16 protein-coding genes and 3 tRNA genes are annotated in these 13,306 nt (G+C 70.8%); 14 read left to right on the top strand and 5 right to left on the bottom strand.

Annotated elements, in window-relative coordinates; all coding sequences use genetic code 11:
• Nucleotides 1-5: 5 nt before the first annotated feature.
• From ACI2LY_RS13090 to ACI2LY_RS13070, 5 genes are all read left to right on the top strand, one after another.
• Nucleotides 6-1,580, top strand: a complete 1,575-nt coding sequence (locus ACI2LY_RS13090) for a NuoM family protein (protein WP_404707183.1) — start codon at nt 6-8, stop codon at nt 1,578-1,580.
• A 92-nt stretch (nt 1,581-1,672) separates the two neighbouring features.
• The gene (locus ACI2LY_RS13085) at nt 1,673-3,172 is read left to right on the top strand and encodes an NADH-quinone oxidoreductase subunit N (RefSeq protein WP_404707328.1); all 1,500 of its coding nucleotides are present in this window, start codon (nt 1,673-1,675) and stop codon (nt 3,170-3,172) included.
• 145 nt (nt 3,173-3,317) lie between these two features.
• Nucleotides 3,318-4,181: a zinc metalloprotease HtpX gene (gene htpX, locus ACI2LY_RS13080; protein ID WP_404707182.1), complete on the top strand. Its 864-nt coding sequence runs from the start codon at nt 3,318-3,320 to the stop codon at nt 4,179-4,181.
• Complete coding sequence (locus tag ACI2LY_RS13075; protein ID WP_404707181.1) at nt 4,178-4,576, top strand: YccF domain-containing protein; 399 nt, start codon at nt 4,178-4,180, stop codon at nt 4,574-4,576. The genes htpX and ACI2LY_RS13075 overlap by 4 nt, the downstream gene beginning before the upstream one ends.
• Before the next feature lie 106 nt (nt 4,577-4,682).
• A complete protein-coding gene (locus ACI2LY_RS13070) occupies nt 4,683-4,949 on the top strand; it encodes a GlsB/YeaQ/YmgE family stress response membrane protein (RefSeq protein ID WP_031180890.1) in 267 nt (88 codons plus the stop codon).
• Between the two features lie 6 nt (nt 4,950-4,955).
• Here ACI2LY_RS13070 and ACI2LY_RS13065 read toward each other — a convergent pair whose 3' ends face one another.
• Complete coding sequence (locus ACI2LY_RS13065) at nt 4,956-5,216, bottom strand: hypothetical protein (protein WP_404707180.1); 261 nt, start codon at nt 5,214-5,216, stop codon at nt 4,956-4,958.
• Between the two features lie 71 nt (nt 5,217-5,287).
• The gene (locus ACI2LY_RS13060) at nt 5,288-5,776 is read right to left on the bottom strand and encodes a YajQ family cyclic di-GMP-binding protein (RefSeq protein WP_388996956.1); all 489 of its coding nucleotides are present in this window, start codon (nt 5,774-5,776) and stop codon (nt 5,288-5,290) included.
• 223 nt (nt 5,777-5,999) lie between these two features.
• On the opposite strand from ACI2LY_RS13060, the gene ACI2LY_RS13055 reads away from it, so the two are divergent.
• The 3 genes from ACI2LY_RS13055 to ACI2LY_RS13045 all read left to right on the top strand — a co-directional run bounded on the left by ACI2LY_RS13055 (nt 6,000) and on the right by ACI2LY_RS13045 (nt 8,285).
• Nucleotides 6,000-6,081: transfer RNA gene (locus tag ACI2LY_RS13055), tRNA-Tyr, on the top strand.
• A gap of 238 nt (nt 6,082-6,319) precedes the next feature.
• A complete protein-coding gene (gene fxsT / locus ACI2LY_RS13050; protein ID WP_404707179.1) occupies nt 6,320-7,936 on the top strand; it encodes an FxSxx-COOH system tetratricopeptide repeat protein in 1,617 nt (538 codons plus the stop codon).
• Between the two features lie 130 nt (nt 7,937-8,066).
• Complete coding sequence (locus tag ACI2LY_RS13045; protein WP_404707178.1) at nt 8,067-8,285, top strand: hypothetical protein; 219 nt, start codon at nt 8,067-8,069, stop codon at nt 8,283-8,285.
• Nucleotides 8,286-8,356: 71 nt separating this feature from the next.
• Here ACI2LY_RS13045 and ACI2LY_RS13040 read toward each other — a convergent pair whose 3' ends face one another.
• A complete protein-coding gene (locus ACI2LY_RS13040) occupies nt 8,357-8,941 on the bottom strand; it encodes a lamin tail domain-containing protein (RefSeq protein ID WP_404707177.1) in 585 nt (194 codons plus the stop codon).
• A gap of 357 nt (nt 8,942-9,298) precedes the next feature.
• Between ACI2LY_RS13040 and ACI2LY_RS13035 the strand changes: the two genes are divergently transcribed.
• Nucleotides 9,299-9,529 (top strand): hypothetical protein, encoded by a 231-nt coding sequence (locus ACI2LY_RS13035; protein ID WP_404707327.1) that lies wholly within the window; start codon nt 9,299-9,301, stop codon nt 9,527-9,529.
• Nucleotides 9,530-9,566: 37 nt separating this feature from the next.
• On the opposite strand, the gene ACI2LY_RS13030 is transcribed toward ACI2LY_RS13035, so the two are convergent.
• Complete coding sequence (locus ACI2LY_RS13030; RefSeq protein WP_404707176.1) at nt 9,567-10,223, bottom strand: SDR family oxidoreductase; 657 nt, start codon at nt 10,221-10,223, stop codon at nt 9,567-9,569.
• A 158-nt stretch (nt 10,224-10,381) separates the two neighbouring features.
• Nucleotides 10,382-11,617, bottom strand: coding sequence for an amidohydrolase family protein (locus ACI2LY_RS13025; RefSeq protein ID WP_404707175.1), 1,236 nt, complete (start codon nt 11,615-11,617; stop codon nt 10,382-10,384).
• A gap of 227 nt (nt 11,618-11,844) precedes the next feature.
• Between ACI2LY_RS13025 and ACI2LY_RS13020 the strand changes: the two genes are divergently transcribed.
• The 5 genes from ACI2LY_RS13020 to ACI2LY_RS13000 all read left to right on the top strand — a co-directional run bounded on the left by ACI2LY_RS13020 (nt 11,845) and on the right by ACI2LY_RS13000 (nt 13,274).
• Nucleotides 11,845-11,917: transfer RNA gene (locus ACI2LY_RS13020), tRNA-Thr, on the top strand.
• 46 nt (nt 11,918-11,963) lie between these two features.
• Nucleotides 11,964-12,036: transfer RNA gene (locus ACI2LY_RS13015), tRNA-Met, on the top strand.
• 90 nt (nt 12,037-12,126) lie between these two features.
• The gene (gene rpmG, locus ACI2LY_RS13010) at nt 12,127-12,291 is read left to right on the top strand and encodes a 50S ribosomal protein L33 (protein WP_003948671.1); all 165 of its coding nucleotides are present in this window, start codon (nt 12,127-12,129) and stop codon (nt 12,289-12,291) included.
• A 97-nt stretch (nt 12,292-12,388) separates the two neighbouring features.
• Nucleotides 12,389-12,841 (top strand): MaoC family dehydratase N-terminal domain-containing protein, encoded by a 453-nt coding sequence (locus ACI2LY_RS13005; RefSeq protein ID WP_404707174.1) that lies wholly within the window; start codon nt 12,389-12,391, stop codon nt 12,839-12,841.
• A gap of 4 nt (nt 12,842-12,845) precedes the next feature.
• Nucleotides 12,846-13,274: a MaoC family dehydratase gene (locus ACI2LY_RS13000; RefSeq protein ID WP_388996935.1), complete on the top strand. Its 429-nt coding sequence runs from the start codon at nt 12,846-12,848 to the stop codon at nt 13,272-13,274.
• Nucleotides 13,275-13,306: the final 32 nt, after the last annotated feature.

Here is a 13,306-nt window from a genome sequence, read left to right as displayed (position 1 = left end):
CGGGCGTGATCGGTATCAGCGAATCAGTGATGCAGTTCCTTCTGGCGTTCATCGTCGCCGTGCCGCTCCTCGGCGCGGCCGCCGCCCTCCTGCCCGCGCCGCCCGGACTGAAGGGGAAGTCCCCCGAGCAGGCCGTGCTGCGGCACGGCGTGACCGTGACCGGCGTGGTCCTCATCGCCGCGATCGTCCTCGCGCTCGGCTTCGACCACGACCACCCCTCGAAGATGCAGGCCACGACCGACATCAGCTGGATTCCCGCACTCCAGGTGCGCATCCACCTCGGCATCGACGGCATCTCCCTCCCCCTTCTTCTCCTGACCGCGCTGCTGACCTTCCTCTGCGCGCTCTACTCCTACTTCAAGCCGCCCACGGGACCCTCCCCGAAGGCGTTCACCGCCCTGGTCCTGCTGCTCGAAGGCGGCACCCTCGCCTCCTTCGCCGTGCTCGACCTCGTCCTCTTCTTCCTCGCCTTCGAGACCGTGCTGATCCCGATGTACTTCCTCATCGCCCGATGGGGCGGCGAGGGCCGGACCCGGGCCGCGTGGAAGTTCATCCTGTACACGCTGCTCGGCTCCGTGATCATGCTGCTCGGCCTGCTGCTGATCGGGATCAAAGCGGGCACATTCGACATGGTGGCACTCGCCACTGACAACGGCCGGTCCCTGACCACATCCGTGCAGGTCATCGCCGTTCTGGCGATCGGGATCGGGCTCGCCGTGAAGGCCCCGATGTGGCCCCTGCACAGCTGGCTCCCGGACGCCCACACCGCCGCCCCGACCGTCGGCTCGGTGCTGCTCGCCGGTGTCCTGCTGAAGATGGGCACGTACGGGTTCGTCCGCATCCTGCTGCCGGTCGCGCCCGACGGCTTCCGGGTCTTCGCGCCGTACCTCGCCGCGTTCGCCGTGGTCGGCATCATCTACGGGTCGCTGGCCTGTCTCTCCCTCGCCCAGCGGGGCGCGAAGGGCGACCTGAAGCGGCTGATCGCGTACTCCTCCGTCGGCCACATGGGCTTCGTGCTGCTCGGCATCTCCACCATGACCCCGACCGGCGTGAACGGCGCCCTGTTCGCCAACATCGCGCACGGCCTCATCACCGGCCTGCTGTTCTTCCTGGTCGGCGCGCTGAAGGACCGTACCGGCAGCACCGACCTCGACACCCTGGCCGCGCACAGCGGGGGCGCCCTGTACGGCCGGGCCCCGCGGCTCGGCGGGCTGCTCGCCTTCGGTGCCGTCGCCTCGCTCGGGCTGCCCGGACTCGCCGGGTTCTGGGGCGAGATGCTCGCACTGTTCGGCGCGTTCCAGCCCGCCGCCGGGCTCAGCCGGGCCGCCTACCTGGTCTTTCTCGCGATCGGCGCCTGCGGCACCCTGCTGACCGCCGCGTACCTGCTGGTCGTGGTCCGCCGCGTCTGCATGGGCGACCCGCGCCAGGACCTGCCCGAACTCGCCGACGTACGCGGCTACGAGTTCGCCGCCTGGACCCCGCTCGTCGTCCTCACCGTCCTCGCCGGACTCTGGCCGAGGGCGCTGCTCGGCCTCAGCGACCCGGCCGTGCAGCAGCTCCTCGCAGGAGGCACCCGATGAGCGTCCTGGCCCAGTCCCTCGGCGGCCACGCGGCCGACTACGCGCTGCACACGGCGGCCCGGGCCGCAGCGGAACACCTGGCCGCACCGGCGGTGAACGCGCTGATCCAGTCCGTCGACTGGCTGGCCATCGCCCCGCCCGTCATCGTCGCCGTCACTGCCCTCGCCGTACTCGTCACCGACCTGTTCCTGCCCGAGAACCGCAAGCCGCTCCTCGGCCCGCTCTCCATCGCGGGCCTGGCCGCCGCCGCGCTCATGCTGCTGCCCCTGCTGCACGGCGACCGCGCCACCTTCTGCCTGACCGGCTCCACGCGCGCGTGCAGCTACACCGCCGACCACTTCACGGTCGTCATCCAGCTCCTCGTCCTCGGCGGCGCCCTGCTCGCGGCCCTGCTGTCCGTGACCGGCGTCCAGGACGACCGGCGGCGCGTCCCGGCCGGGGAGTTCTGGTTCCTGCTGCTCTCCTCGGCGGCCGGTGCCGCCCTGCTGCCCGCCTCCCGCGACCTCGCCACCCTGATCGTCGCCCTGGAGGTCGCCTCCCTGCCCGCCTTCGCCCTGGTCGGCATCCGGCACGGCGAGGCGCGCTCGGCCGAGGCCGCCCTGAAGTTCTTCCTCTCCTCGGTCACCGCGACCGCCGTCAGCCTGATGGGCGTCAGCTTCGTCTACGCCGCCACCGGCACCCTGCACCTCACCGAGATCGCCCGGCGCCTGCCCCAGGTCGACGGCCAGCTCCACACCCTCGTCCAGACCGGCGTCGTCCTCACCCTGGTCGGCTTCGCCTTCAAGACGGCGGCGGTGCCCTTCCACTTCTGGGTCCCCGAGACGTACGTCGGCGCGCCGCTCCCGGTCGCCGCCTACCTCTCCGTCGTCGGCAAGGCCGTCGGCTTCTCCGGCCTGATCCTCGTCACCGTGATCGCCTTCCCGTCGTACGCCGACGTCTGGGGCCCCGCCCTCGCCGTCCTGGCCGCGCTCACCATGACCGCGGGCAACGCGGGCGCCCTGCGGCAGCGCGCCACGCGCGCGTACAGCGCGGTACGCCTCCTCGCGTGGTCCTCCATCGGCCAGGCCGGCTACCTCCTGGTGCCGATCGCCGCCGCCGGATACACGCGGGACGGCCAGCGGGCGATCGGCTCCACCGTCGCCTACGCCCTGATGTACGCCGCCGTGAACCTCGGCGCCTTCGCGGTGGCCGCCCTGGTGGGCCGTACGAAGCCGCTCAACCGGATCAGCGACTACCGGGGCCTGTACGCCACCAACCCCGTCACCGCCGTCCTCCTGGCCTTCTTCCTGCTCTGCCTGGCCGGACTCCCGCCGGGCGTGATCGGGCTGTTCGCCAAGGTCACGGTGTTCTCCGCGGCCGTGGACGCCGGACTCGGCTGGCTCGCCGTCCTCATGGCCGTCAACGTGGTGATCGCGCTCTACTACTACCTCCGGTGGACGGCCCTGCTGTTCCGCGCCCCCGAGGGCGAGCCCGTACGCCACCGCGTCCCCGCCCCGCTCACCGTCGCGCTCGCCCTCACCGCGGCCGTCGGCGTGGCCCTCTCGGGAGCGCCCCAGCTGGTGCTGCGCTTCGCCGCCACCACCCTCTTCTGACCGGCGCGGCGGACCCCGCTCACTCGTACGGGTGTCCGCGCCACCGCGCCCACCTGGGAACTCGCGGCCGTCGCGTGGCGTTGAGCAGTGCGGGAGGGTCCACTGGACCGAAGGGTTCCCCCGCCGCACGACTTGGAGGGCCAGGGTGCACCGCCGGCACAACGGGCTCAGGACCGCAGTACTCCTCGGGGCACTGTCGGCGATCATCATCGTCATCGGCAGCCTCTTCGGCCGTACGGGGCTGATCGTCGCGGTCCTGGTGGCGCTCGGCACGAACGCGTACGCGTACTGGAACAGCGACAAGCTGGCCCTGCGCGCGATGCGGGCGCGCCCGGTGAGCGAGTTCGAGGCGCCCGAGCTGTACCGGATCGTGCGCGAGCTCTCCACGCAGGCCCGCCAGCCCATGCCCCGGCTGTACATCTCGCCCACGGAGGCGCCCAACGCCTTCGCCACCGGCCGCAACCCGCGCCACGCGGCCGTCTGCTGCACCGAGGGCATCCTGCGCCTGCTCGACCCGCGCGAGCTGCGCGGCGTCCTCGGCCATGAGCTGAGCCATGTCTACAACCGCGACATCCTCATCTCGTCCGTGGCCGGCGCCCTCGCCTCCGTGATCATGTTCCTGGTCAACTTCGCGTGGCTGATCCCGATCGGCCGCTCGGACGACGACGAGGGTCCGGGCCTGATCGGCATGCTCCTGACGATGCTGCTCGGCCCGCTCGCGGCCACCCTGATCCAGATGGCCGTCAGCCGCTCCCGGGAGTACGAGGCGGACGCGTCCGGCGCCCAGCTCACCGGCGACCCGCTCGCCCTCGCGTCGGCGCTGCGCAAGCTGGAGGGCGGCACCAAGCAGCTCCCGCTGCCCCCGGAGCCGCGTATCGAGACCGCGAGCCACATGATGATCGCCAACCCGTTCCGGCCCGGCCAGGGACTCTCGCGGATGTTCTCCACACACCCGCCGATGGCCGAGCGGATCGCCCGACTGGAAGAGATGGCAGGTCGTAACCGGTGAAGACCCTTCTGAACATCATCTGGCTCGTCCTGAGCGGCTTCTGGCTGTTCCTCGGCTACCTGCTCGCCGGCGTGCTGCTGTGCATCACGATCATCGGCATCCCCTTCGGGATCGCCGCCTTCCGTATCGCCGTCTACGCCCTGTGGCCCTTCGGGTACACCACCGTCGAGCGGCGGGACGCGGGCGCGCCGTCCTGCGTCGGCAACGTGCTCTGGCTGGTGCTGGCGGGGTGGTGGCTGGCCCTGGCCCACATCACCACGGGCATCGCGCTGTGCCTGACGATCATCGGCATCCCGTTCGGCGTCGCCAACTTCAAGCTGATCCCGGTGTCGCTGCTCCCGCTGGGCCGCGAGATCGTCCGCACGGACGAGCCGTTCGGGGCGCGCGTCGCCTGACGGCAACCGGAACCGGTCCGCCCGGCGTCCTGGCAGGGGACAGGGCACACCGGCTTCTTACGGAGCGCGGGTGTGCGGAAGCGGCGCCGAAGGGCAGGTTCCTGGCATGAGCATTCTCGGTTGGATCATCCTGGGCCTGCTGGCCGGAGCCATCGCCAAGCTGCTGCTGCCCGGCCGTGACCCCGGCGGCTTCCTCGGCACGACCCTGATCGGCATCGCGGGCGCCTTCCTCGGCGGCTGGATCTCGTCCCGCTGGCTGGACCACCCGGTCTCCAAGCACTTCTACGACGGCGCGACGTGGGCGGCGGCGATCGGCGGCTCGCTGGTGCTGCTGATCCTGTACCGGGTGATCTTCGGCAACTCGCGCGACTGACTGGCGTTAGTCCTCGGAGCGGCGCTCGCTGCGATGCGTGCCGCGGGCCAGCTCCTGGAGGATCTCGTGCTGGGAGCGCCGCGTCGTACGGGCCAGGGTGTGCAGCAGCGCCGCGCACAGGGCCGCCGTACCGTCCAGCAGCGTGTCCGTGGCCGCGGGGTCCTCCTGCCGCCGCTCCTCCATGTACTCCGTGAGGAGCTCGTCCCCGGAGACATAGGCAGTCATGAACTCGATACCGGTGCGGACACGGTCGTAGTCACTGCTCATGCGGGAACGATCGCACATGGCGAGCCCCGCCGCCGGGGAAGCCGGGGCGGGGCGGGTGCGCGGCCGGGGTACTACCGGTAGTTCACGAACTGCAGCGCGAAGTCGAAGTCCTTGCCCTTGAGCAGCGCGATGACGGTCTGGAGGTCGTCGCGGCTCTTGGAGCTGACGCGCAGCTCCTCACCCTGGACCTGGGCCTTGATGCCCTTGGGGCCCTCATCGCGGATGATCTTCGCCACCTTCTTGGCGTTGTCCTGGGAGATGCCCTCCTCGATGGACGCGAAGATCTTGTACTCCTTGCCGGACAGCTGGGGCTCGCCCGCGTCCAGCGACTTCAGGGAAATGCCACGCTTGATCAGCTTGGACTCGAAGACGTCGAGCACGGCCTTGACCCGGTCCTCGGAGTTCGCCTCCATGAGGATCTTCTCGCCGGACCACGAGATCGAGGCGCCCACGCCCTTGAAGTCGTAGCGCTGCGAGATCTCCTTGGCGGTCTGGTTGAGGGCGTTGTCGACCTCCTGCCGCTCGACCTTCGAGACGATGTCGAAACTGGAGTCGGCCATGTCCTGTGGCTCCTTGCATCGGGGGCGGAACGGGTGCGGACCGTGCGCCGGGGCGCCGGCCGCCGAGCCCGGCATCCAGCCGGACCGCATCCGCCCCAGCCTAGCCACCCCCGGCCCCCGTGGTCGGCGATCAACCGGGTGGCGAAGCACCCCCTCGCATCAGGTATCGTTTACGTCGTTGCCAGGGAGCACCGCCAAGGCGGGCCCCCTTCCAACGACCCCCGGCGGTGTGCCCGAGCGGCCAAAGGGAGCAGACTGTAAATCTGCCGGCTTCGCCTTCCCAGGTTCGAATCCTGGCGCCGCCACACGGGAAACTCAGGGCCCGTGACCTGCTATCACAGCAGGTCACGGGCCCTGAGTCGTAGAAGGACATTGGGGCTCAGGGCAGCTTCAGTCCGACGTTCACGCTCCTCGGAGCCTGGGGCGTCCCGCTCCCGCTGCTCGTCGACCGATCTCAAGGTTCCTGGCTCGGCTTCACGCTATACGCGGGATCATGGCCCATGGGATGAAGTGACGATCATCTGGGGATTCGGGGGGTCGAAGGTGGCCGACACCGCACAGCGCCTCTTCGTCAGTTACGCGGGCCTCGATCAGGCATGGGCCGAGTGGGTGGGGTGGCAGCTCAAGCAGGCTGGGCACCGGGTCGAGCTGGACTGGTGGAGTTGGCAGACCGGAGACGATTTCGTCCACAGGATGAACGCCGCTCTGGGGGAAGTGGACGCGGTGGTGGCCCTGTTCTCCAAGAACTACTTCGCCCCGAAACGGTGGACTCACGAGGAGTGGACGGCCAGCTTCGCGGTGCGGGGGCGGCTCGTTCCGGTGGTGATCGAGCCCCTGGCCGACGACGACATTCCCGCCATCCTGGCCGGGAAGCTGCGCAAGGATCTCCACGGCCTGGACGAGACCTCCGCTACCGCTGCCCTGCTCGAAGCCATCCACGGGCCGGGAGTTCCGACCGGGCCCTTCGCCTTCCCCGGCGGCTCCGCCGCCAGCCCGGACACGAAAACGGACATCGGATGCCCCAGGCTGCCCGGCAGTGTCGGCCTGCCGGAGGTCTGGAACGTCCGCCGTCGCAACCCGGACTTCTCCGGTCGTGAGGACGCGTTGGAACAGCTTCGTACGGGGCTGGTGAGTGGCCATCAGGCGCTGCACGGGATGGGCGGGATCGGTAAGACCCAGCTCGCCCTCGAGTACGCCCACCGGTTCGCCAGCCAGTACGACCTCGTGTGGTGGATCGACGCGGAGCAGGCCGACCAACTTCCCGTCCAATACGCCGAGTTCGCTGAACGCCTCGGCATCGCCAGACCCGACGCCGGTACCGAGGCCAATGCCCGCGCGCTCCTCCAGCACCTACGAACGCGGCATCGCTGGCTCCTCGTTCTCGACAACGCGGAACAGCCGGACCAGATCGCTCCCTGGCTACCCGAGGGTCCGGGCCACGTTCTGATCACCTCGCGCGATCCTGAATGGTCCCAGATCGCCCAGCACAACAAGGTGGACGTGTTCACGCGGGCCGACTCCGTGACGTATCTCCGGACTCGGAGTCCGCGAATGGTAGCCGAGCAGGCTGATCACCTGGCGAATGAACTGGGCGATCTCCCCCTCGCCCTTGCCCAAGCCGCAGGCGTTCTGTGCAGTGGCATGTCCCTGGACCGCTACAAGCAGCTCCTGAGCGCCAACGCCGACCGCATCATGGCCGAGGGCAATGTCCGCGATTACCCGGCGCCACTAGCGGCCATGATCGAGAGTTCTGTGGCACGCCTGGCGGACGAGAACGGCCCTGCCGCGATCGCTCTACTCCGTCTCGCAGCCTTTCTGGGACCCGAGCCCATACCCATCGCCTGGCTGGAGGCAGCCCGTCCTCGGCTGACCACGATTCCCGGTGATCCGGACGACCCCATGTGGCTCCGCGATGCACTCCAGCACCTCGGCCGCCTCGGTCTGATCCGCGTCGACTTCGACGCGTTCCAGGTCCACCGCCTCACCCAGGCCATCATCCGCGCCCAGACCAGTACTGATCTCGCCGCAGTGACCCGCGACGACGCGACCATCGTGCTGACCTTGAACGAGGCGTGGAGCGCCGACGTGGGTGTGGGCGACGTTGACGACCATCCCGACCCGCTCCGGTCGGTCGGCAATCTTCAGCGCAAGCGGAAGTGAGTGGGACATGGCGCGAAACCGTTGGCAGGCTGCAGGACGGCTGGAGGACGAAGGGGACGGCGTCGTCAGTGCGCGGCTCGTCCGGCGAGTTCGGCGGGACTTTCCTGATGGCGAGCTCGCCCGGGGGGTCGTGGGGGAGCTGCGGGGGCTCGCGGTCGGGCTGGAGGTCTCGGGGCAGGGCTCCGAGCGGTTGATGGCCGCCGTGCTGCTGCTCGCCCAGGGAGACGTCGCGGGTGTGCGCTCCGCCGTGCTGCTCGGGCGGACCGACTGGCGGGATCTGCTGGTGGCCGGTGGGCTGGCCAGGGAGGACTGGCCCGAGGTGCTGGACGCGGAACTCGGGAAGCCCTGAGGAGCCCTGATGAGCGCAGGCAAGCGGCGCGGCACCCCCCGAGCGGGGTGCCGCGCCGCTCGTCAGAGGGGTCAGCGGCGGTGGTCGTGACCCCGGCCGTCGTGACCGCGGTCGTCGTGACCACGGCCGTCGTGGCCGCGGCCCTCGTGACCGCGGTCGTCGTTGTCGCGGCCGCCGCGGCCGTCGTCCCAGCGGTGACCCCGCTCGCCCCACGACGCGCTGTCCACCACGCGGCGGGAGTCGTTGCGGAGGGTGGCGGTGTCGCGGCGGTTGTCCCAGACGTAGTTGCGGCGGTCCTGGAACAGGTCGCCGGCGTTGTCACGGCCGACGCCCGTGTGGACGCGGACCGACTGGTGGCCGCCGAGGCTGAAGTGGCGGAACGTGTAGGTGACTCCGCGCCGGTCCTCCGTCAGCCTCCAGCCGTCGAGGTTCACACGGTGGCGGGAGTTGTTGGTGATCTCCACCCACTCGTTGTTGAGGGAGCGGTTGGAGCCGTTGTCCCAGCCGGGGGAGTCGTACTGCACGCGGCTGATCTCGACGTTCTCGCGGTGAGAGCGGTCCGCGGCGGTGGCCGGCAGGGCCGCCGCTCCGACCAGCGCCCCGGCAGCGAGAGCGGCGGCGGCCAGGCGACGGGCGGTCACGGAAGACGAAGTCACAGGATCTCCTGCTAGGTGCGGGCACCCGCCCACGGGGCAAGCCGGGGCGGAAGACGTGCGGTGTGCGGATGGCGACCTGCTGGCCGCGCAGACACCACTTTGGCGGGATGCGGAGGAGATGTGGTGGAAACGTGAACAGTGTTACCGATCGACCATGTTTCCGTGACTCTTGGCTGTAACGTCCATTCATAGGAAGAATGCACCAAGTTGACGCCCCGAAACGGGCAGAACCCTTGCGATCACTGGGCAGAAGCGTTCTTTCGCCAGGTCACGCCACCCCGGCCGCCCCGGACCCGTCACCCGAAAGTGAGTAACAGCGCTGTCGGACCCGCAGGGCACACTGGCTTCATGGCCCCCATGCCCCTCGTGACCCCCTCGTCCTCGCGCCGCCGAACCTGTCCCGTGTGCCACCGCGAAATCGCCGTCGTCGCCGGTCGCTTCGCGCGCCACGACCCGCCCGGCGCGCGGGAGAGCCAGGAGATGGTGTCCTGCGCGGGCTCCCGGCAGCACGCCCAGATCGGCGCGGCCCAGCCCACGCTGGACGGCTACGTCGTCCCCGACTTCCCCGGCCAGCTCCCGCTGTTCTGAGCCGACCGGGGGCCAGGGAAGCCCCGCTGAGAACCCCTCAGTTGCCCGCGACCGCCTTCACCGCCACCGCCACCGGCGTCGACCCCTCGATCAGCTCCAGCGTCAGCCCCGCCGTCGACGAGGACTCCACCAGGTCCGCCAGCACGGCCGCCACGTCGTCCCGCGCGACCGGGCCCCGGCCGGTGTGCGCCGCCAGCCGGACCAGCCCCGTGCCCGGCTCGTCCGTCAGCGAACCGGGGCGCAGGATCGTCCAGTCGAGGGCCTGCCGCGCGGTGACGTACGCGTCGGCCTCGCCCTTGGCCCGCTGGTACACGTCGAACGTCTCGTCACCGGTGCGCGAGGGGTCCGCGCCCATCGAGGAGACCACCACGAACCGGCGCACCCCGGCCCGCACCGCCGCGTCCGCGAACAGCACCGCCGCGCCCTTGTCCACCGTCTCCTTGCGGGCGTTGCCACTGCCCGGACCGGCGCCCGCCGCGAACACGGCCGCGTCGGCACCCCGCAGCACCTCCGCGACCTCCTCCACCGACGCGGACTCCAGGTCCAGCAGGACCGGGTCGGCACCGGCCGCCCGCAGCTCCGCCGCCTGTTCCGGCTTGCGGATGATGCCCGCGACCTCGTCCCCGCGCGCCGAGAGCAGCCGCTCCAGCCGCAGCGCGATCTGACCATGACCTCCAGCGATGACAATGCGCATGACTACGACCGTACGCCCGCCGCATCCCGTCCGCCCCACGAGCCCGCGCCCACCGGACAGCGTCCCCCCGAAGGGCCACGGCGCACGGCGGCAACCGGGGGCGCACACCGCGCCCGCCCGTCCCGCGAAAGGCTCAACTCGCCGTAGATAAAACGCTGTTACGACAGTTTCCCGCGCCCCTGCCGCGGCAGCCCCAGCTCCGCCTCGGCCGCCGAGTTGCAGTACTCCCGCACCGCGCTCGTCCGGGCCACCACCCGCCCCCGGTGCACGACGATCCGGCTGTACGCCAGCGACAGCGCCCCCGCCAGCTGGTCCCCGCGCACCGCCAGCAGCTCGGCCGGGAACCCCGCCTCCACCCGCACCTCCGGCAGCCCCAGCACCGCCCGCGCCGACGCGCTCACCGCGTCGTAGGCGTCCGCCGGGCGCATGCCGTGGCCGGAGGCGAGGAGGTACGCCGCCTCCAGCGGATCGCCCCGGCCCACCGGGTTGGCCTCGTCCCGCAGGGCGCCGCTGCCCGCCGCGACCCGCACCCCGGCCGCGCGCAGCAGCCGTACCGGCGCGGTGCCCCGGCGGTCGGTGCCCGCGCAGCCGCCCTGGGGGAGGCAGACCACGGAGATACCGGCGGCCGCCAGCCGGTCCGCGGCGCGGTGGGCCGTCTCGGCGGGCAGCCGGGCCAGACCCGAGCACGGGCCGAGCGCCACACCGGGCCGCAGCCCGCCCGCCATCGCCGCCAACCGGGACAGCCGGGCGGAGTCGGCGGCGTCGGTGTGCAGATCGACCGGGCAGCCCTGCTCGGCGGCCACCTCCAGCACCGCCTCCACATGGCCGATGGGGTCGGGGTCCAGGTCGGGGCAGCCGCCCACCACGGAGGCGCCCATCTTCACCGCGTCCCGCAGCATCGCCAGCCCGTCCGCGCCAGCGACCCCGGTCAGCAGCCTCGGCATCGCCACCGTGGTCAGCTCCGCGAGCCCGCGCAGCGCCCGGCGGGCCTGGAGCACCGCCTCCAGCGCGCCGAGCCCCCGCACATCGCCGATCCGCACATGGGCCCGGACCGCCGTCGCGCCGTGGCCGAGCTGGAGCAGGGTCGCCTCGGTCACTCTGCGTTGCACGTCCTCGGGGGCGGTCGAGGCCGGGCCGGGGGGTTCGGCGGTCAGGCAGGTGTCGCCGTGGGCGTGCGGCTCGGCGGGGGCCGGGAGCAGCAGATAGCCGCGCAGGTCGACCCGTGGGGCACCGGCGCGGGCGGGGCCGCGGGCCAGGCTGCCCGCCGTGCCGACCGCCTCGATGCGCCCGCCGCCCAGCCGTACGTCCACCGTCCGCCCGTCGGTGAGCCGCGCCCCGCACAGCACGAGGGCGCCCGGTTCGGGGGCGGGGGGCGTCGGCGAGCTGTCGGGCATCGGACTCCAGAGGGCGGGGGAGGGCGACGGAGCAAGATCACGCAGAGTGTCCGAGCGTAGGGTCGGCGGCCGCCCGGACCGCGGAGGAGGGCAATAGTCGTACCGGCGTGGCACACGGCCGGGAGTGGCTCCGGAGGGGCTCCAGGGGCCGGGGAGACGGCCCGTGATGGGTGCCCGGATACGGATTTGGGCGAACGGCGGCGGACCGTGTAATGTCTTCCTCGCTCGCCCCAATAGCTCAGTCGGCAGAGCGTCTCCATGGTAAGGAGAAGGTCAACGGTTCGATTCCGTTTTGGGGCTCTGGTGTGAGAGGTTCCCGCCGCGAGGCGGGTTCCGATCTCATCAAAGCGGTGTAGCTCAGTCGGTAGAGCAAGCGGCTCATAATCGCTGTGTCACCGGTTCAAGTCCGGTCACCGCTACTGACAGTAGCCGATTGCGGGGTCGGTCCTTCGATCGGCTACTCTTACATGCGTTGAACTAGCCCATTCGTTCGTCCTAGGAGCACTCACGTGGCTGCCACCGACGTCCGCCCGAAGATCACGCTGGCCTGCGTGGAGTGCAAGGAGCGGAACTACATCACCAAGAAGAACCGGCGTAACAACCCGGATCGTCTGGAGATGAAGAAGCACTGCCCGCGTTGCAATGCGCACACCGCGCATCGCGAAACGCGATAATTTCAGGCTCGTACTTGAGGTCGCCCCCGGCACTATGGGGGGCGGCCTCAAGTCGTTTTCCAGCAGTCATTCCGCTAGACCAGGAGGTGCCGGGCCCATGGCGCTCGACCAGTCCTTCGTGGGGCGTACCTACCCGCCCACCGCGCCCTACGAGGTGGGCCGCGAGAAGATCCGCGAGTTCGCCGAGGCCGTCGGCGACACCAACCCGGCGTACACCGACCCGGAGGCCGCCAAGGCTTACGGGCACGCCGATGTGATCGCCCCGCCGACCTTCGTGTTCTCCATCACCTTCCGCGCCGCCGGACAGGTCGTCGAGGACCCCCAGCTCGGCCTGGACTACAGCCGCGTGGTGCACGGCGACCAGAAGTTCGCCTACACCCGCCCGGTGCGCGCCGGTGACCGTCTCACCGTCACCTCCACCATCGAGGCCATCAAGTCCATGGCGGGCAACGACATCCTGGACATCCGGGGTGAGGTGCACGACGCGTCCGGCGCACACGTGGTGACCGCCTGGACCAAGCTGGTGGCCCGCGCGGCCGAGGAGGTCTGAGCAGATGACCGCGAAGATCGCGTACGACGACGTCGAGGTCGGCACCGAACTCCCGGCGCAGACCTTCCCCGTGACCCGCGCCACGCTCGTGCGCTACGCGGGCGCCTCCGGGGACTTCAACCCCATCCACTGGAACGAGCGGTTCGCCAAGGAGGTCGGCCTGCCCGACGTCATCGCGCACGGCATGTTCACCATGGCCGAGGCGATCCGCGTCGTCACCGACTGGACCGGTGACCCGGCCGCGGTCGTGGAGTACGGCGTCCGCTTCACCAAGCCCGTCCCCGTGCCCGACGACGACAAGGGCGCGCTGATCGAGGTCTCGGCCAAGGTCGCGGCCAAGCTGGACGAGAACACCGTCCGGGTCGACCTCACCGCGACCAGCGCCGGGCAGAAGGTGCTCGGCATGTCCCGGGCGGTCGTCCGCCTGGCGTGACCTACCGCAGTTAGAAGTAAGGGGCGTCCGGC

It is taken from the genome of Streptomyces sp. NPDC002176 (assembly GCF_044903645.1).
Classification (GTDB): Bacteria; Actinomycetota; Actinomycetes; order Streptomycetales; family Streptomycetaceae; genus Streptomyces.
The sequence above is the reverse complement of the archived record's forward strand: the minus strand, read 5'-3'. Positions and strand labels throughout refer to the sequence as shown.

Excerpts from the sequence above, each read along its gene's own strand:
- ACI2LY_RS13035 (WP_404707327.1), top strand. The coding sequence starts at position 9,299 with ATGCCCCTCGTGACCCCCTCGTCCTCGCGCCGCCGAACCTGTCCCGTG.
- ACI2LY_RS13005 (WP_404707174.1), top strand. The coding sequence starts at position 12,389 with ATGGCGCTCGACCAGTCCTTCGTGGGGCGTACCTACCCGCCCACCGCG.
- ACI2LY_RS13070 (WP_031180890.1), top strand. The coding sequence starts at position 4,683 with ATGAGCATTCTCGGTTGGATCATCCTGGGCCTGCTGGCCGGAGCCATC.
- ACI2LY_RS13000 (WP_388996935.1), top strand. The coding sequence starts at position 12,846 with ATGACCGCGAAGATCGCGTACGACGACGTCGAGGTCGGCACCGAACTC.
- ACI2LY_RS13025 (WP_404707175.1), bottom strand. The coding sequence starts at position 11,617 with ATGCCCGACAGCTCGCCGACGCCCCCCGCCCCCGAACCGGGCGCCCTC.
- ACI2LY_RS13030 (WP_404707176.1), bottom strand. The coding sequence starts at position 10,223 with ATGCGCATTGTCATCGCTGGAGGTCATGGTCAGATCGCGCTGCGGCTG.
- ACI2LY_RS13060 (WP_388996956.1), bottom strand. The coding sequence starts at position 5,776 with ATGGCCGACTCCAGTTTCGACATCGTCTCGAAGGTCGAGCGGCAGGAG.
- ACI2LY_RS13065 (WP_404707180.1), bottom strand. The coding sequence starts at position 5,216 with ATGAGCAGTGACTACGACCGTGTCCGCACCGGTATCGAGTTCATGACT.